Here is a 17,189-nt window from a genome sequence, read left to right on the forward strand (position 1 = left end):
GATCGCGCATTCCTGCATCCATACGGGGTCAGGCCTGCCCGCGGTGGAAGGCGAAGCGCTGTTCAACGTAGGCTTTGACATGGGCCTCTAGCCGGTGGATTTTCTCATCCACGCTCTGCAGCAGGTACTCATCATTGTTCATGGCGTAGACTCGCTCTAGCGCCAGTTCATCGGCCAAGGCTTTCTCCTGTGGCGTTAACTGTTTTGTATTCATCACGTTAATTACCCTGAATGTAGAGCAGTGAGCATGGCATAAGGGCCGCGGCTTTTCAATCCATTCGCCGCCGCGGCCGCCGACTGTGCGTTAGCTGCGCTGACGCTGCGCCGGTTCGCGTAGCCACAGGATAAAGTGCAGCAGCGCCATAAAGCCGTGGCCGGCCAGATAGACTTCAATCAGCCCCGTTAGGGTCTTATGAATGGACTTGGCATCGCCGGTCCATGCAGAGCCGCTGCGCCACAGGACAAACCACACCAGCCCAGAGATCACCACCAGCAGCAGGGCGCCGAGCCCCAGCCCTTGAACGCAGGTCGCAATCCCTTTCGGATCGGTGCCCGGCAAGCGCATTTTAAACATATCGCCGATGTCGGTTTTGAGCTGGCCGAAGTCGCCAAACAGGTAGGGGAAAAAATAACGCAGACTGCGCGTAGAGAGGCTATAGAGGGTCAGTACCAACGTCAGTAGCACCATTAACAGGCCGATACCAATATGCATCCAGGTAAAAATGTCGTAGCTCAACCCGGGTCGAATCTGCTGTTCCTGATTGAATCCCATTCCATTGCTGTTGAGAATTTGCACGATAACGAACAGCATAATAACGAAGTGCAGTACGCGCAGAAAGGGTTTCTGGTAGGTGCCGAGATAACGCCAGAATAGCGGAAATAAGGTGGAGAGACGAGACATCATGGTTACCTTCTGTTTTCTGTTTTTATCCGAGTATCATGTTGGCGTGCCGTCGCGGGGCAAGGTGCTATCTCATGGGGGCGCCGTTCACCTACCGGACTGCGCAGGGGAAAATGCTGATGGACCAAGAGCATCGCTATCTGTACCTGTGCAACACCGGGCTGGAACCATAGGATTGAACCCTGTGCTGTAGCCGCACGCGCGTCGTCGCGAGATGCTATCCGCTACGGGGCCGCCTGATCATACCGACCTTTCTACTATAGTCAGCATGAATAATGTTAACCAGCAGATTCATTTACTCCTATGTTACATAGTATTTTTGGCCGATTAATCCACGGCTTTATTTATTGTTAGTGGCGGCATAGATCGTATTTTCCGTACGTGCTGTATCGCGGCTTGCGCTATGCCATGCCGATCGCGGGAGCGCTATTGTGCTTTCCATATTTGCGGGGGGGGGTAATAAAAGTGGCGATAAGAATAATAACCAATTGTATTTTTGTGTTTGCGCTGAGGATATCGGCGGCGGGATTTATTGGCGTTCGGGCTGAATAATCGAGCGGTACGATTTACACTGAATGAAATAGGCCGGCATGGCCAAACCTTATCGATCCCCTGCCTTGGAGGCAAAAATGCGCTGGCGAGACCTGAGCCGTTGGCTATCCCCCCTATCCCTTACGCTGTTGTTTCCGCTGCCGCTGACGGCGTCGGCGGCGGAGCCTGCTGTGCGCCATCTGGAGAGGGTGGTGATCGTCAGCCGCCACGGCGTACGGGCGCCGACCAAAATGCCGGCGCTGATCCGTGAGGTCACGCCGGATACGTGGCCGGTATGGCCGGTGCCGCTGGGGGATATTACGCCGCGCGGAGAGTCTCTGGTGACCCTGCTCGGCGCCTATTACCGCCAGCAGCTGAGCCGAGAGGGGCTGCTGCCCGCGCAGGGGTGTCCCCCGGCGGGATGGGTCTATGCCTGGACCGATGTGGATCAGCGTACGCGCAAAACCGGCGAGGCTTTCTTACAGGGATTGGCGCCGCGCTGCGCTATCGCCATTCACCACCGGCCCGATGTGTCTCAGCGCGATCCCCTGTTTCATCCGGTAAAGGCGGGGAGCTGTCGGCTGGATAAGGCGCAGGCGCGCCGGGCGATTGAAGCGCAGGCCGGCATGCCGCTGGCCGACCTCAACCGCCGCTATGGCGCGGCGCTGGCACAGATGGATGAGACGCTCCGCCTCGCGTCGTCGCCCTATTGCCAGCGGCACAGCGGGGAGGGGGCGTGCACCCTCGCTCAGGCGATGCCAACCCGGCTGCACATTGGCGCTCACGGCGCCCTCGCGCTGCGCGGCGCGGTAGGGCTCTCCGCGACGCTGGCGGAGATGTTTCTGCTGCAGCAGGCGCAGGGCATGGCGCAGCCGGCCTGGGGGCGTATCGTCACCCCGGCGCAGTGGCGCGCGCTGCTCCAGCTGCACAACCTTCAGTTTGACCTGCTGTCGCGTACCGACTATATCGCCCGTCACCGAGGGACGCCGCTGATGTATACCGTGCTGCAGGCGCTGAACGGGCAGACGCCGTCCCTGCCGGGATTGACGGCGCAGAACCGCCTGCTGCTGCTGGTCGGTCATGATACCAACCTGGCCAATCTATCCGGAATGCTGCAAACGCCGTGGAGCCTGCCCGAGCAGCCAGATAACACGCCGCCCGGCGGCGAACTGCGCTTTGAGCGCTGGCGCGATAGCGCGGATCGCGCCTGGGTGCGGGTGAGCGTGGTTTACCAATCGTTGGCGCAGCAGCGTCAGCAGACTCGGCTGACGCTGCAGGCGCCGCCGCATCAGGTGATCCTGGCGTTGCCGGGGTGCCGGGGCGAAACGGCGGATGGCTTTTGTCCGCTGGATGCCTTTAGCCAGTGGCTGTCGTCCCGCCTGATCACGGCGTGTCTGCCGGCGTCCGATGGCGTGGCAAGCGCACTGCCGTAACCCCGATGCGCCGTCCGGCATCGTCGGCGGCGCCGTTCTCCCTCCCGCGGTGATTTAGCCGCCCCCCTTGCCGCGGCGTGGCGGTGAACCGCCCGTCGTGTCGCTTTTTCAATCGATTGAATCTGGCTTTTTTGCCTAATGCGAGCCGACAGGGTAGGCTGTCGCTCCTTCTGATTTTTTAACGTAAATCATGTGGATACACGGGCACAGAGAGGCCTGGGAGCGGCGTGTCGCGCGTCGGGACGATCTCGGCGCGGGCATGACAAACAGACAAAAAATAGGTTATTAAAGAATGGATTTACAGGGGAATGGCGCTGAGGCGCAGAGAGAGCGGCAGCGGCGCGCGCTGGACGCCCATGAGGCGGGTTACCAGAAGGGGATGGGCAAGCGGCAGATCCAGATGATCGCCATCGGCGGCGCCATTGGTACCGGGCTGTTTCTGGGCACCGGCGGGCGTCTACAGGCGGCGGGGCCTTCACTGGCGCTGGTGTATCTGATCTGCGGGCTGTTTTCGTTTTTTATCCTGCGCGCGCTGGGCGAGCTGGTGTTGCACCGCCCGGCCAGCGGCAGCTTTGTCTCCTATGCGCGGGAGTTTCTGGGGGAGAAGGCGGCCTACGTGGCCGGATGGATGTATTTTCTCAACTGGGCGATGACCGGCATCGTCGATATCACCGCGGTCGCGCTGTATATGCACTACTGGGGCGCCTTTGCCGAGGTGCCGCAGTGGCTCTTTGCCCTGATGGCGCTGACGCTGGTCGCGACCATGAATATGATCGGCGTGAAGTGGTTTGCCGAAATGGAATTCTGGTTCGCCCTGATTAAGGTGGTAGCTATCGTTCTGTTTCTGCTGGTCGGTACCCTGTATCTGGGCAGCGGCCGCCCGCTGGCGGGGAACCCCACCGGGCTGCATCTGATCACCGATAACGGCGGCCTGTTTCCGCACGGCGTGCTGCCGGCGCTGGTATTGATCCAGGGGGTCGTCTTCGCCTTCGCCTCGATCGAGCTGGTCGGTACCGCCGCCGGTGAGTGTCGCGATCCGCAGCGTCTGGTTCCCCGGGCGATCAACAGCGTCATTTGGCGTATCGGCCTGTTTTACGTCGGCTCCGTCCTGCTGCTGGTCTGTCTGCTGCCGTGGAATGCCTATCAGGCCGGTCAGAGCCCGTTTGTCACCTTTTTCTCTCGCCTGGGCGTGCCCTACGTCGGCAGCCTGATGAACCTGGTCGTGCTGACGGCGGCGCTTTCCAGCCTAAACTCTGGGCTGTACTGCACCGGCCGGATCCTGCGATCGCTGGCGATGGGCGGTTCGGCGCCGCGCTTTATGGCTCGGATGAGCGCTCAGGCGGTGCCCTATGCCGGCATTCTGGCCACCGTCGCCCTGTATGTGGTGGGCGTGGTGCTTAACTATCTGCTGCCGACCCGGGTATTCGAAATCGTGCTCAACGTGGCCTCGCTGGGGATCCTCGCCTCCTGGGCATTTATCATCGTCTGTCAGATGAAGCTGCGTCAGGCGATCCGCGCCGGACGAGCCAAGCCGGTGGCTTTCCGTATGCCCGGAGCCCCCGTTACCGGTTGGCTGACGCTGGCGTTTCTGCTGGGGGTCGTGGTGCTGATGGCCTGTGACTATCCGAACGGGACCTGGACGGTCGCCACGCTGCCGCTGTTGGCGCTGCTGCTGGCCCTGGGCTGGCGCGGGCTACGCCGTCGCGAGCGGCAGGACGGCGCGCCGATCCTGCCCGCCGGCTGCGAGGAGTGACGTCGACGCCGCCCGCGGGCTGAGCCCCTCAGCGGTAGTGGGTCTTATCGAGGTGGTACTTCTTCATTCGCAGATACAGTTTCTTGCGCGGGATCTGCAGGTACTCCGCCACCTCATTGATTCGCCCCTGATGCAGGTTGAGGGCTTCGGTGATGATCTGACGCTCATACTCTTCGACGCGTCGGTCAAGGGGGGTGGGGCTGGCTTCGTGCACCTGGGGACAGGCGACCTCCGCCAGCGGCTGCACGCCGACGGCGAACAGTTGGGCGGCATTGGCCAGCTCGCGGACGTTGTTGGCCCAGTGGCGCTGTAGCAGGCTTTTGCGCAGGCTGGCGGGCAGGATGGGCCGGGGATGGTTGAGCCGGAGGCAGGCCTGCTGCAGGTAGTGCTCAAACAGCGGTTCGATATCGTCCGGCCGCTGGGACAGCGGCGGGCAGGCCAACTGGGTCATCGCGAAGCAGTAGTAGAGATCCGGCAGGATACGCTGCGCCGCGGCGTGCTCCACCAGCGGTCCCTCGCCGATGGCCAGCAGACGAAAGGCGTGCGGCTCGTGGCTTTGGCTGCGCACCAGGCTGTACTGCGCGGCTTCGTTCAGGCGCTCCGGGTGCGGGATCAGCAGCGTTCCGCCGTGAGCCCGGTCGATGCTGCGCTGGATATCGTCGTCGCCGGCCTGATGCACGATAAAGGCGCCTTCGCAGCGTGCGCTCAGACGGTGCAGATGGCGGGCGCACAGGGTTCGGCCGCTGCCGGGGTCGCCGTAAAAGTAGACGGCCAGATCGGTCTCCGCCAGCTGCTGCAGGCGGGTACGCATCTGACGCAGCCATTCGCTGCGTCCGACCAGCTCGGTCTGCAGCTGGTGACGCTGCCACTTGCGGCGGGCGATCACCGATCGCCGCTCGCAGAGCGCCGCCTGCGTCAGCGCCAGCAGCTGCGCCGGATCGACCGGCTTCTGCAGAAAATCACGCGCGCCTTTTTTGACGGCCTCGACGGCCATCGGGACGTCGCCGTGGCCGGTGATGAGCAGGACCGGCAGCTGGCTATCGCGGGTGCGCAGGCGCTCCATGAGGGTAATCCCGGAGCAGCCCGGCATACAGACGTCGCTGAGAATCACCCCGGGCCAATCATCGGGGATCATGGCCAGCGCCTGCAGCGGATCGGCGCAGGCGTGAACGGCATAGCCGCTTTGCGTCAGCAGCAGGGTATAGGCGTCCAGTACGTCGGGATCGTCATCAATCAATAAAATGGCGTGTTCACTGGTCAGCATTCAGGGTTTCCGTCAGATGCGGCGGGGCGTCCGCCAGGGTAAAACAGAGCAGGATACAGGCGCCGTGCGGCAGGGCGGAGGCGATACGTAGCTCGCCGCCCAGCTGCTCCATCAGCGACTGGCTGATGGAGAGGCCGATTCCCAGCCCCACCTGTTTACTGGTGGTAAAGGGTTTGAGCAGTCGGTGCGCCAGCGCCAGCGGCCAGCCGGGGCCGTCATCGCACAGCGTGACCTCAAGGCGTCCCGCGCTCTGGCGCCAGCTCACCTCTATGTGCATCGGCTGTTCGGCGGCGTCCAACGCGTTGGTTAACAGATTGACCAACACCTGCTGCAGGCGGACGTCATCGGCGCGGATCCAGACGTCATCGACCGGCAGCGTCAGCTGTGCCTGTAGGCGCCGGTGGCGCGGCGCCAGCAGCTCCCACGCGCTAAGCCAGGCCTGGCGCAGTGCGAGCGGGTGCAGGGGGCTATCGTCGGCGCGGCGGGCAAACTGGCGCAGCGAGCGGATAATGGCATCCATACGGCCGATCAGGCCATCGCACTTTTGCAGCGTGGCTTCGGCCTGCGCCTGCTGGCCGCTCTCCAACGCCCGGCGGGCGGAGAACAGATACATCGACAGGGCGTTCAGCGGCTGGTTGATCTCATGGGCCAGCGTGGTCATGGTTTGGCCGACCACCGCCAGCTTGGCGGCCTGGATCAGCTCATCTTGGGTGGTGCGCAGATGGTGCTCTATCGCTTTACGCTCGGCGACCTCTCGCTCGAGGCGGCGCTGCTGGCGGTGCTGCTGGCTCAGCGTGCGGCGCAGCAGGCGGGCGATACGCCCCAGCTCATCGACCCCGTACACCGGGATCCGCGTGGTGCGATCGCCGGTGCCAATGCGCGCTACGGCCTGGCTCAGCGCGGTAAAGCGCTTCACCAGCCGTGAACGGATAAAGCCGTAGCTCAGCAGCAGCGCCAGCAGCAGGGAGAGCAGGGTCGCGATAAGGATCAGCCGGCCGCTGACGCGAATGATATGCTCCAGCCGCTGGTTAAACGTCTGCATCCGGCGGTGGCTGGTATCCAGCTGCTGCTCCAGCACGGCGCGGAACCTGTTGAGGGTGCGCTCTTTCTGCTGGGTCGCCAGCAGCAGCGCGTTACGCGCCTGCTGATAGTCGGCCAGGGTTGCCGGAAGCTTCCCTGCGCCGAGGCCAATATCCAACAGCTCGTCGATGGTCTGGCGCAGGGTTACCGTGCTGGGGAGCGCGGTCAGGGGCTGCATGATTTCGGCGGCGCTGTTGCGCAGGTACTCCAGGTAGCGCCGGTGGCCGTCCATATTGATGGCGCCGTTGTCGCTGTTGTACAGCTCGCCTATCCGATCGCGCAGATCGTTGGTTATCTGATTCTCCAGGCGGGCCAGGGCATACACCTGCTGCTGCTCCTGCTGCACCGCCCGCAGACGCTGCTGTAGCCGGTGCATCGTGGCGGCGTCGCGCCCCTCCATCTGATCGATCAGCGCGCCCTGCTGCCAGCTGAAGTCCTGCATCAGGGAGTTCAGCTCGGTGGTGAAGTCATCGTGCAGCCAGGTAATGCGTCCGGCGACTTCGTTGGTCTTTTCCCGCGCCAAAAACAGCGTGTAGAGCGCATTGTCCAGCGTGCTGAGGAGCTGGCGGCTCTGCTGCAGGATCCCGGCCAGCTGATGGCGCTCTCCCGGCTCCAGGCGGTGGCTGAGCCGTTCGATCTGCGTCAGGTGGCTGACGATCTGCTGGCGGAACTGCAGACGCACGCTGGTATCGGGCGCCAGAACAAACTCATTGAGCTGATCGACCAGGGTATTCAGGGCGTTTTCGATCACCAGCGAGGACTGAATGCGCGGGAAATAGTCATCCAGGGTATAGCGCACCTGGGAGCTCTGCGCATGCCAAGAGTAGAGGCTGACGGCGCTGACAAACAGGGTCAGCAGCGCACTGGCCAGAAAGGCGATCTGCAGGCTGGCGCTGATGCTTAGGCGGCGGGCCTGACGCAGCAACCGCTTCATTTCAGGTTTTCCAGCTGATTAATCGCCTGGCGCTGCTTTTGGTGGAAAAACTGCTGCCACTCCATCATCAGCTGTTCGCATCCAGCCCGGCTGCTGCACTGCGCCAGCAGCGTCGGGTCTTCGCTCTGCGCGGCGCTGATCGGCATGGCCGTCAGCAGGGCGCGAATGTGGGGCAACGGATGTTTCTGCCGGGCTTCGGCGGCGTTCAGGGCGCGCCAGGCATCCTTGAGCTGCGGCAGCCGGAAGCTGATGGCGGTGTCAAACAGCGCCTGAACCAGACGCTGGCGCAGCAGGATCAGGCGGTAGTCCATCTGCGGCTGCGCCAGCAGTCGCCGCTGCTGCTGAGCGCGGGCGGAGTTGCCCGGCAGGGCGACAATGGGATACTTTCCGGTGTTGGTGTCGGCCAGGGCGCGCTGGCCGTCGGGGCTGAGTAGAAAGCGGATAAAGCGCCGGGCCTCTCCGGGGTAGAGCGCGTCGCGGGTGACCGCCACGTAGGTCGGGGCGGCGACGCTGTGCGGGAAATAGTGGAACGTCAGATGGGGGTCGGTGCTGAGCATCTGGGCATAGTTGTCGATGACCGGGCCGAGGGTGCCGAGACCGGTCTGGATCTTATCGGCGACGCCAAAGCTGCGCGAGGAGATGGTGCTGAGGTTGCCGGCGGCCATCAGCAGGATCTGCCACCCGCGCTCCCAGCCGTACTGCTGTAGCAGGGACTCGATCATCAGGTGGTTGGTATCGGATCGCGACGGGCTGCTCATTAACAGCATATCGCGGTACTGGGGCAGGGTGAGATCCTCCCAATCCTTCGGCGGCGGTAGGTGCTGGGCCGCCAGATTACTGCGGTTGATCAAGAGACCAAAGCCGGAGAGCGCCACCGCCACCGAGGTCGCGCGGATCGATTCGGGAATTTGGCGCTGCAGCTCGGCCGGCTGAGCGTCGATGGGCGCCAGACGATGGTGATCCTGCAGATGCTGCAGCAGCATCGGCGAGGAGGTGAGCACCAGATCGATATGACCATCGTTAAGGTTGTCCAGCAGCTGCTCCAGCGATGCGCTGGTGCGGTTGATGGTGCGGATGGGCACCGCGCCCGGCTGATGCTGCCAACGGCTGATAATGTAGGCCGTGGCCTGGGGCGAGAAGGTGGTCGCCATGACCAGTTCGCTGCGTTTGGCCTGCAGCGTAAGGGGCAGCGACAGCAGTATTATCAGGGTTAGACAGGCGCGGTACATGGCGCACTCCTACGGACAAGTGTGATCATATTCATGGTTTTAAAATAAAGCCGCCGAGCGTGTGCTGAGGCATTTGGGGCAAACTTGCCTGAATGGACCAATGCGCTGGCTGGTGAATAAAGCGGCGTAACATGGCGCTATATTATCCGCAGGACATAGTCGATACTGTTAATCGACTCAAATAATAGCGGCAATCCTAACCGCTGTGTGGAAATAAGTCAGCTGATAACCGCTAATGTTATTTGGTTTGAGTCAAAATGGCACCTGAATATTCTATTTTGTGTCAAAACTGACTCATTTTACCTGGCTTGCCGCCTTGCCTTTATCTGCGCATTATTACCAGCACAAATAGCAATACCTCTCTGACAGACGACAAAATAACGGGTGATAATATGCAATCATTGAATAGCCACAGCGCGGCAAAGCGGGTGCCGCCGGAGAAGGTCGCTGCGACCTATCAACGCTATAGAGTCCAGGCGTTAATGAGCGTGTTCCTGGGGTATATGGCGTATTATATTGTGCGTAATAACTTTACGCTTTCTACGCCTTATCTGAAAGAGCAGTTGGATTTAAGTGCAACCCAAATTGGCTTATTAAGTAGCTGTATGCTGATTGCCTACGGCATTAGCAAAGGGGTGATGAGCAGCCTGGCGGATAAAGCCAACCCGAAAATCTTTATGGCCTGCGGCCTGGTGATGTGTGCGCTGGTTAACGTGGGGCTGGGATTTAGCAGCGCCTTTTGGTTGTTTGTTGCGCTGGTGGTCTGTAACGGCCTGTTCCAGGGGATGGGGGTCGGCCCTTCCTTTATCACCATTGCCAACTGGTTCCCGCGCTGTGAGCGAGGCCGCGTCGGTGCCTTCTGGAATATCTCCCACAACGTGGGCGGGGGCATCGTGGCACCGATCATCGGCGTCGCCTTTGCCATGCTGGGCAATGAACACTGGCAGAGCGCCAGCTATATGGTCCCAGCCGGCATCGCCGTACTCTTTGCCGGCGTAGTGCTGCTGTTGGGTAAGCGCTCACCGAAGAAAGAGGGGCTGCCGGCGCTGGATGAGATGATGCCAGAGGAGAAGGTGGTGCTGAAGGGGCATGCTCAGGCCCATGCACCGGAAAATATGACGGCGTTCCAGATCTTCTGCACCTACGTGCTGAAGAATAAAAATGCCTGGTATATCTCGATGGTCGATGTGTTCGTCTATATGGTGCGCTTCGGCATGATCAGCTGGCTCCCCATCTACCTGCTGACGGAGAAAAACTTCAGCAAGGAGCAGATGAGCATCGCGTTCCTGTTCTTTGAATGGGCGGCGATCCCGTCAACCCTGCTGGCCGGGTGGCTGACCGACAAGCTGTTCCACGGTCGTCGTATGCCGCTGGCCATCATCTGCATGGCGATGATCTTTGTCTGCCTGATCGGCTACTGGCAGAGCAACTCGCTGGCCGTTGTCACCGTCTTTGCTGCCATCGTCGGCTGCCTGATCTATGTACCGCAGTTTTTGGCCTCAGTGCAGACCATGGAGATCGTCCCCAGCTTTGCCGTTGGCTCTGCCGTTGGACTGCGCGGCTTCATGAGCTACATCTTCGGTGCGTCGCTGGGAACCAGCCTGTTTGGTGTGATGGTAGACCGCTTCGGCTGGCACGGCGGTTTCTATCTGCTGATGGGCGGGGTGGTGTGCTGCATCCTGTTCTGTATCCTGTCTCACCGCGGGGCGCTGGAGCTGGAGCGTCAGCGTCAGCAGGCGCTGAATGACGCCGCGCCGGAGATGACGCTGCGGCCCGCCGCGGAGTAACGACGCGGGCGACACCGTACGGGCGAACCGGGAGGTCGATATGTACTTTGCAACAGAGGACAATTTCTGGCGCTTTTACACCAACGCATGTGGCCAGTGGGGCTGGTGCGTGGTGGCGCCCACCGGGTATATCGTGCGTCACTCGGTGGGTTTTTTCCCCCGGCGCCGGGACTGCCTGGCCGATGCCAGGATACACGGTTACCAGGATCAGCCATTGACCGCCGACTGTTAACCGATAACGCCACCTTTCAGCGCCCGTCATTCGACGGGCGCTGTGCTTTTCACCTTTCGCCACCGCTGCCGCGGCTCACCTGCGGCCTGCGGCCGCCCCCCGGCGGCAAATCGCCGCGCTCGCGTGGTGGCTCGTGGCGTCGCTCGGCGCACGATGCGCTGCTGCGTCAGCCTGACAACGCCTGGCAGGGTCGGCTCCCCCTGGCGCCGCGCCCGACTCACATTTGCTAACACAATGGCGAGCGAGCGATACGCATCCCTCCGCGGCCTTGGTTACACTGTGCTGCAGGTGGCGATGCGTCGATCGCCGCGCGAACCGCCATGAGGAGCGTCATGATGCTACAGCTTAATCCGGCCACTACGGCCCTGGTACTGATCGACTTACAGCAGGGGATTTTGCCCGTCGCCGCCGCGCCCTATACCGGTGCCGAGGTGGTCGCCCGCGCGGCCGCGCTGGCGGCGGCGTTCCGCGCCCGGGCGATGCCGGTGATCCTGGTTCGCGTGGGATGGAGCGCCTCTGGCGCCGACGCCCTGCGTCAGCCGGTCGATGCTCCGGCGCCGGGGGGACCGCGGGCGGAAAACTGGTGGGATTACCCGGCGGCGCTGACGCCCCAGGCGCAGGATATTCAGATCGTTAAGCATCAGTGGGGAGCCTTTTACGGCACCGAGCTGGATCTGCAGCTGCGTCGCCGCGGCATCGATACGCTGGTGCTGGGGGGGATCGCGACCAATATCGGGGTCGAATCGACGGCGCGCAGCGCCTGGGAGCATGGCTATGGGCTATGGATTGCGGAGGATCTCTGCGCGGCGGCGGATGAGGTGCAGCATCGCCATAGCTTTCGCTATATTTTCCCGCGGATCGCGCGGGTGTCGCACAGCGCGGCGCTATTCGCCGCGCTGGGAGCGGTGGCATAACTATCGCAGGCTACGCGCTGCGCCGGGTGCGGACGCAGCGCGCTCTGAGGTTTACTGGCGGCGCTGGGCCGCGGAGTCCTGGACGATAAACGGATCGTCCTCCAGCCTATCGTAGGGAACCTGCTTCAGGGCGAAGTTCTGCACCATCACCTTCGACGGAATGGCTTTTTGGCCAGAGATAAAGCGATAGCGGTCGACGATCTCCTCGCTCTTGATCCCGGTCCAGTCAGAGAACAGGTGCAGGAAATCATGGGCTGAACGGCGCGCCTTGATCACGGTACGGCGTTCGTCATCGGCGGAGAGGATCATCAGCGGCACCTGGTAGTCCTGACGGTAACGGTCGTGGTGCGCCAAAAACTCACTGCGAGTGCCCTTTTCATGGAAGGCCAGGCCGTGATCGGAGAAGTAGATCATGGAGAAGTTCTGCCCGCTCTTGCTCAATTGGCCGTACAGCTCACTCAGGAACTGGTCGGTCTGGGTGATGCTGTACAGATAGCAGGAGGTCTCCTTCGTATGGACGAAGGTGGTGAAGTGGTTATTGGTGCGATCGCAGGCTTTGGGGTGGGAGCCGATCAGATGGTAGACAATCAGCTTCGGCCCCTTCGCGGGGGCGTCCAGCGCCTGCTGGGTAAAGTTCAGCAGATCCATGTCAGAGGTGGACTTACCGTCTTCAAAATCGCCCTGTTTGAGAAAGCGAACCTCGTCGGCCCGCTTGGCGATGCTGGCGACGATGGTGTCATATTTGCCCAGCTGCCCCTGATTGGAGAACCAGAAGGTGCGGAAGCCGGCCTTCTGCGCCAGCGTGATAATACTGTTTTGATACTCGGCCTGTCCGTTGCGCACCAGGTTCAGCGTCTGGCCTAGGGATTTCTGGGTCGAGGGGGCCGCGGAGAGATAGTCGTTAAAGAAGACGCCGTTGACCTGGCTGGCGAAGGGGGTGGTGGGCCACTTGCCACCGAAGGCGCCGAGCGCATCGCGGCGCGCGCTTTCGCCAATCACCAGCACGTAGATCTGATGCTTGGGCTTGACCGAAGTAACGTGCCAGCTGTCGGCGACGGAGGAGAGCGTCTGCATACGGGCCATCTCGCGATCGACCTCCAGCTTGCCGTTGGCGGTGTCTTCAATAAAGCGTACGACCGGGTAGCCGGTGTCGTTCAGCTGGAACGCTCCGCCGGCGCTCAGGTTAGTGACCGGCGTCAGCAGCAGGCCGCACAGGGCGAGCAGCAGGTATAGCGTTTTGGGCAATCCCCAGGATTTTTCCCGCGGTATCGGTCGCCACGCCAGAACGCCGCCGAGCAGCAGAATAAACAGGGCGATCAGATAGTCCCAAAAGGGGAAGATCTGCGCCATCTCGCCGGCCTCTTCCGGGTTAGTGGAGTAGAGCGCCAGCACCGAGTTGAAGTTGGGCGGGCCAAAGACTTGGCCAAACGGGTAGTAGAGTCCGGCGACCAGGGTACAGATCAACAGCAGCACTCGCTGCGTGCGCGGCAGATAGTGCGCCAGCAGCAGGAAAATACCGGCCAGTCCCAGCGCATAGATAACGCTAAAGCGGTAGCCCAATCCCAGGTTGATCAGGGCAGCGAGGATAACGTAAAGCAGCGGGTAGGGCGTCAACAATTCGCCGCAGCCGCTTTTTGCGCGTAACAGTAATTCTTTTGGCTTCATGGTTTTTTTCTGAACAAGATGCGCTGGTGATCCCGGTTCACCGTGATGAATCCCCCCACGCTCCGGCAAGAGGACATAGTGTACGACAGAGCTGCCGCTGGAAGGGGGATCCGGAGTGTCGGATTCGGTCCGAACTGGCAGCTTGAAGATAATCTGAGCTGGTACGAATAGCAACAGATATCCGGCATACAATATGTGATAAACCGAACAAATACATTAGGCTGAGTCCGATAAACGTGCGCGCGCTTGCCGCCGGGGCTCGCGCGCGTAGGTTAGCAGGGATCGTCGGGCCCATCGTCCCCCGCGCGGCGGCGTCCGTCGAGATCGCGCCGGTCGCAGCGCCGCGCCCGTCGAGGATCACCGCGCAGAGACGATGACAGGCGCCATTTCGCCTGTCATATGCCAATTATAAGATAAAAAAATCTTATGTACCAGGCTGTTGCGCACCGATCGGATCGCGGTTGAGGGTAATCGCCTGATCGGTCAGCGCATCGGGCGCGATATTCATATGGCGCAGTATATCGCCCATGATCTGGCCAAAAATAGGCCCGGCTACCGATCCGCCAAAGTGCTTGCCGGCGGTCGGGTGGTTAACCATCACCACCAGGGCGACGCGCGGATTGCTCGCCGGCGCGACGCCGGCGGTATAGTTAATGTAGCCGCCGTCGTATTTCCCGTCGCTGCCCATTTTTTCTGCGGTACCGGTCTTGATCGCCAGGCGATAGCCGGGAACCGCCGCCGCCACGCCGCTGCCGCCCGGCAGGGCGTCGCTCTCCATCATATGCACCACGGTTCGGACGATGTTGGCGTCGATCACCCGGGTACCGATCACCGGCGGCGTGACCTTGGTGATCGAGAGGGGGCGGAACAGGCCAAAGGAGCCGATGGTGGCGTACTCCCGCGCCATTTGCAGGGGGGTGATACGCAGACCGTAGCCAAAGGAGAAGGTCGCGCGCTCAATGTCTGACCAGCGCTGGCGGTGCAGGGGGAAATAGCCGCCGCTCTCGCCGCTGATGCCCAGCGCGGTGGAGACCCCGAGCCCAAAGCTATGGTAGAGGTTGACCAGCACATCGGCGGGCATGGCCAGCGCGATGTGGGATACCCCGATATCGCTGGATTTTTGCAGAATGCCGGTAATGGTCAGGCGTGACCAGTGGCCGACGTCGCGGATCAGGTGGCCGTTAACCGGATACGGCATGGTATCGATGACGGAGTCCGGACGGATCAGGTGGCGCTGCAGGCCCGCCATCACCACCAGCGGCTTCACCGTCGATCCGGGCTCAAAGCTGTCGGAGATAGCGACGTTACGCATGTCCTGCTGGGCCACCCCCTGGTAGTTGTTGGGGTTGAAGGAGGGATAGCTGGCCATGCCAAGGATCTCGCCGGTATTTACATCTACCAGCACGGCGGCGCCGGAGTCGGCCTGATTGCGCAGCACGCCGTCGCGCAGGTGGGAGTAGAGCGCGTACTGCATATAGCGATCGATGCTCAGGGGCAGCGTCGGCGCCTGCTGGGCCGGATCGTCCTCCATCAGGCCGACGACGTGACCATAGCGATCCTTACGGTAAAGGCGGTAGCCCGGCTTGCCCTGCAGCAGGCTATTAAAGCCGTGCTCGATGCCGTTCAGCCCCTGCTGATCGAGCCCGACGATGCCGATCAGCGGCGCCGCCGCCTCGCCCATCGGGTAGTAGCGGCTGGCGTCGTCCGGGGTAGAGACGCCGGGGATGTGCAGCTTGGCGATATAGCCCGCGATCTCGGCCTCGACCTGGCGGCCCAGGTAGATAAAGCGGCGCTGGCCGTTTTGCAGGATCTTGTCGCGGATGCTCTCCAGCGGCTGTGACAGCGCGTTGGCCAGATAGCGCCACTGCGGGCTGCTGAGCTGGGGGTCGTGCTCCAGCACCCGCACCGGGTCGGCGATCACATCGTTAGAGGCGACGCTGACCGCCAGCGGCTGTCCGTTGCGATCGGTAATGGTGCCGCGCAGCGGGTGGGTGACCAGCTCGCGCAGCGAGCGCTGATCGGCCTCTTTTTCCAGCTGGGGCTGCTTCATTAACTGCAGATAGCCCACGCGCAGCAGCAGTAATAACAGAAAAACGCCAATGCCAATGTAAATCAGCACAAAACGGCCTGCAAAATAGTTGACTTTGCCTGTTTGAGGGCTTTTTTTGCGCATAAAGTAGTCTGCAACGAAGAACAACAAAATGATGATAATTCATAGCACTATAAATTAGCTGACGCCTTGGATCTGCGCGGAGAAACATTTATACGTAATAAAGACAAAATTGAAATAAATAGCCGTAAAAAACAACATGTGCGCGCCCTCAGGGGGCGCGTCGTAGGGGGAAACGTAGGAGGGCGCTCGCGCGGCCAGGCATGTCCGCGACGCGGTCGGCGCGCCGCGAAGCAGCGTCGCCTAGGCGGGGTCGGTCAGAACAAACATGCCATAGGGGTGAATCTCCAGATAATAGCGCTCGCCGACGTCTGGCTGCAGGCGGGTGGCGTTCACCTGCAGCAGGAGCTCCTGCCCGTGCCATGCGACCCTGACCTCATACTGCGGGCCCATGTAGGCCACGTGTCGGATCTCACAGCGCTGGCTCTCATCGCCGCGCTCGCTCAGGGTGATAGCCTCCGGGCGTACGCCGACGGTGCCGTGGCCCTGGCTGGCAAAGTGCGTCGGGCGCGGCAGGTGATAGCCGTAGATCGCCACGCTCTCCGGGCTAAAGGTGGCCGGAAGCAGGTTGGCGTCCCCCATAAAGCTGGCCATAAAGCGCGATGCCGGCTGACGGTAGAGCGCCTGCGGTGAGCCTATCTGCATGATATGCCCCTGATTCATCACCAGCACGGCGTCAGAGACGGCAAAGGCCTCGCTCTGATCGTGGGTAACATACAGAGATGTGATATCAAACTGCGTTTGCAGCTCGCGGATCTTGTCGCGCATGCTGCGGCGCAGGTTGGCGTCCAGGTTACTCAGGGGCTCATCAAACAGCAGAACCTTGGGGCGCAGGATCAGCGCCCGCGCCAGCGCCACGCGCTGCTGCTGGCCACCGGAGATCTGATCCACGTAGCGATTTTCGAACCCCGCCAAATCCACCAGCGCCAGCGCCTCTTTCACCCGGGTGACGATCTCCGCCTTTGCCACGCCGAGCATCTTCAGGCCATAGCCGATGTTCTCGCCCAGCGACATATGGGGAAACAGGGCGTAGGACTGGAACACCATGCAGATATCACGCTGCTGGATGGCGCGGTGGGTCACCTCTTCGCCGTCGATAAAAATCTGCCCCTCGCTGGGTTTCTCCAGCCCGGCCACCAGACGCAAAATGGTGGTTTTACCGCAGCCGGAGGGGCCGAGCAGCGTGACCATCTGCCCTCGGGGGATGGTGAGGTTAATGTCGTCGATAACCGTATTGCTGCCGAATCGCTTGGTGACGCTGCGCAGCTCAACGAAACTGTTCTGATCCATAGTGCG

The 17,189-nt window shown here is 61.6% G+C and carries 13 protein-coding genes; 5 read left to right on the forward strand and 8 right to left on the reverse strand.

From position 1 onward, the window contains the following. Nucleotides 1-28 precede the first annotated feature (28 nt). Together L1P05_RS06435 and L1P05_RS06440 are read right to left on the reverse strand one after the other, a co-directional pair. Nucleotides 29-214 carry a hypothetical protein gene (locus tag L1P05_RS06435; RefSeq protein WP_012848169.1) on the reverse strand — a complete coding sequence of 62 codons (186 nt, stop codon included), beginning with the start codon at nucleotides 212-214 and terminating at the stop codon, nucleotides 29-31. Nucleotides 215-304: 90 nt separating this feature from the next. After that, entirely contained in the window at nucleotides 305-901 is a 597-nt protein-coding gene (locus L1P05_RS06440) for a cytochrome b/b6 domain-containing protein (protein ID WP_012848170.1), read from the reverse strand. 629 nt (nucleotides 902-1,530) lie between these two features. Between L1P05_RS06440 and L1P05_RS06445 the strand changes: the two genes are divergently transcribed. Both L1P05_RS06445 and ansP read left to right on the forward strand, forming a co-directional pair. Continuing rightward, the gene (locus L1P05_RS06445) at nucleotides 1,531-2,865 is read left to right on the forward strand and encodes an AppA family phytase/histidine-type acid phosphatase (protein WP_012848172.1); all 1,335 of its coding nucleotides are present in this window, start codon (nucleotides 1,531-1,533) and stop codon (nucleotides 2,863-2,865) included. 292 nt (nucleotides 2,866-3,157) lie between these two features. Continuing rightward, nucleotides 3,158-4,618 (forward strand): L-asparagine permease, encoded by a 1,461-nt coding sequence (gene ansP, locus L1P05_RS06450; RefSeq protein WP_012848173.1) that lies wholly within the window; start codon nucleotides 3,158-3,160, stop codon nucleotides 4,616-4,618. A gap of 28 nt (nucleotides 4,619-4,646) precedes the next feature. On the opposite strand, the gene pgtA is transcribed toward ansP, so the two are convergent. Genes pgtA through L1P05_RS06465 form a run of 3 tightly spaced genes read right to left on the reverse strand, consistent with a single transcriptional unit; the run spans nucleotide 4,647 to nucleotide 9,125 of the window. Beyond that, nucleotides 4,647-5,882, reverse strand: coding sequence for a two-component system response regulator PgtA (pgtA, locus tag L1P05_RS06455; RefSeq protein ID WP_012848174.1), 1,236 nt, complete (start codon nucleotides 5,880-5,882; stop codon nucleotides 4,647-4,649). Further along, nucleotides 5,869-7,896, reverse strand: coding sequence for a two-component system sensor histidine kinase PgtB (gene pgtB / locus L1P05_RS06460; RefSeq protein ID WP_012848175.1), 2,028 nt, complete (start codon nucleotides 7,894-7,896; stop codon nucleotides 5,869-5,871). Before pgtB ends, pgtA begins: the two co-directional genes overlap by 14 nt. Then, nucleotides 7,893-9,125: an ABC transporter substrate-binding protein gene (locus L1P05_RS06465; protein ID WP_012848176.1), complete on the reverse strand. Its 1,233-nt coding sequence runs from the start codon at nucleotides 9,123-9,125 to the stop codon at nucleotides 7,893-7,895. Before L1P05_RS06465 ends, pgtB begins: the two co-directional genes overlap by 4 nt. A gap of 392 nt (nucleotides 9,126-9,517) precedes the next feature. Between L1P05_RS06465 and pgtP the strand changes: the two genes are divergently transcribed. The 3 genes from pgtP to L1P05_RS06480 all read left to right on the forward strand — a co-directional run bounded on the left by pgtP (nucleotide 9,518) and on the right by L1P05_RS06480 (nucleotide 12,058). After that, nucleotides 9,518-10,912: a phosphoglycerate transporter PgtP gene (gene pgtP, locus L1P05_RS06470; protein WP_012848177.1), complete on the forward strand. Its 1,395-nt coding sequence runs from the start codon at nucleotides 9,518-9,520 to the stop codon at nucleotides 10,910-10,912. A 40-nt stretch (nucleotides 10,913-10,952) separates the two neighbouring features. After that, entirely contained in the window at nucleotides 10,953-11,144 is a 192-nt protein-coding gene (locus L1P05_RS06475) for a hypothetical protein (protein WP_015461294.1), read from the forward strand. A gap of 335 nt (nucleotides 11,145-11,479) precedes the next feature. Continuing rightward, nucleotides 11,480-12,058 carry a hydrolase gene (locus L1P05_RS06480; RefSeq protein ID WP_015461295.1) on the forward strand — a complete coding sequence of 193 codons (579 nt, stop codon included), beginning with the start codon at nucleotides 11,480-11,482 and terminating at the stop codon, nucleotides 12,056-12,058. A 51-nt stretch (nucleotides 12,059-12,109) separates the two neighbouring features. On the opposite strand, the gene L1P05_RS06485 is transcribed toward L1P05_RS06480, so the two are convergent. From L1P05_RS06485 to fbpC, 3 genes are all read right to left on the reverse strand, one after another. Further along, entirely contained in the window at nucleotides 12,110-13,723 is a 1,614-nt protein-coding gene (locus L1P05_RS06485) for a phosphoethanolamine transferase (RefSeq protein WP_012848179.1), read from the reverse strand. A gap of 424 nt (nucleotides 13,724-14,147) precedes the next feature. Further along, entirely contained in the window at nucleotides 14,148-15,896 is a 1,749-nt protein-coding gene (locus L1P05_RS06490; protein WP_015461297.1) for a penicillin-binding transpeptidase domain-containing protein, read from the reverse strand. Nucleotides 15,897-16,136: 240 nt separating this feature from the next. Next, nucleotides 16,137-17,183, reverse strand: a complete 1,047-nt coding sequence (gene fbpC / locus L1P05_RS06495) for a ferric ABC transporter ATP-binding protein (protein ID WP_012848181.1) — start codon at nucleotides 17,181-17,183, stop codon at nucleotides 16,137-16,139. Between the last annotated feature and the right edge of the window lie 6 nt (nucleotides 17,184-17,189).

The sequence above is a fragment of the Edwardsiella piscicida genome (assembly GCF_021733145.1).
In the GTDB taxonomy this organism is placed as follows: domain Bacteria; phylum Pseudomonadota; class Gammaproteobacteria; order Enterobacterales; family Enterobacteriaceae; genus Edwardsiella; species Edwardsiella piscicida.

Bases quoted from the DNA above. Each gene is read 5' to 3' on its own strand.
- L1P05_RS06435 (WP_012848169.1), bottom strand. From the start codon at position 214: ATGAATACAAAACAGTTAACGCCACAGGAGAAAGCCTTGGCCGATGAA.
- L1P05_RS06440 (WP_012848170.1), bottom strand. From the start codon at position 901: ATGTCTCGTCTCTCCACCTTATTTCCGCTATTCTGGCGTTATCTCGGC.
- L1P05_RS06445 (WP_012848172.1), top strand. From the start codon at position 1,531: ATGCGCTGGCGAGACCTGAGCCGTTGGCTATCCCCCCTATCCCTTACG.
- ansP (WP_012848173.1), top strand. From the start codon at position 3,158: ATGGATTTACAGGGGAATGGCGCTGAGGCGCAGAGAGAGCGGCAGCGG.
- pgtA (WP_012848174.1), bottom strand. From the start codon at position 5,882: ATGCTGACCAGTGAACACGCCATTTTATTGATTGATGACGATCCCGAC.
- pgtB (WP_012848175.1), bottom strand. From the start codon at position 7,896: ATGAAGCGGTTGCTGCGTCAGGCCCGCCGCCTAAGCATCAGCGCCAGC.
- L1P05_RS06465 (WP_012848176.1), bottom strand. From the start codon at position 9,125: ATGTACCGCGCCTGTCTAACCCTGATAATACTGCTGTCGCTGCCCCTT.
- pgtP (WP_012848177.1), top strand. From the start codon at position 9,518: ATGCAATCATTGAATAGCCACAGCGCGGCAAAGCGGGTGCCGCCGGAG.
- L1P05_RS06475 (WP_015461294.1), top strand. From the start codon at position 10,953: ATGTACTTTGCAACAGAGGACAATTTCTGGCGCTTTTACACCAACGCA.
- L1P05_RS06480 (WP_015461295.1), top strand. From the start codon at position 11,480: ATGCTACAGCTTAATCCGGCCACTACGGCCCTGGTACTGATCGACTTA.
- L1P05_RS06485 (WP_012848179.1), bottom strand. From the start codon at position 13,723: ATGAAGCCAAAAGAATTACTGTTACGCGCAAAAAGCGGCTGCGGCGAA.
- L1P05_RS06490 (WP_015461297.1), bottom strand. From the start codon at position 15,896: ATGCGCAAAAAAAGCCCTCAAACAGGCAAAGTCAACTATTTTGCAGGC.
- fbpC (WP_012848181.1), bottom strand. From the start codon at position 17,183: ATGGATCAGAACAGTTTCGTTGAGCTGCGCAGCGTCACCAAGCGATTC.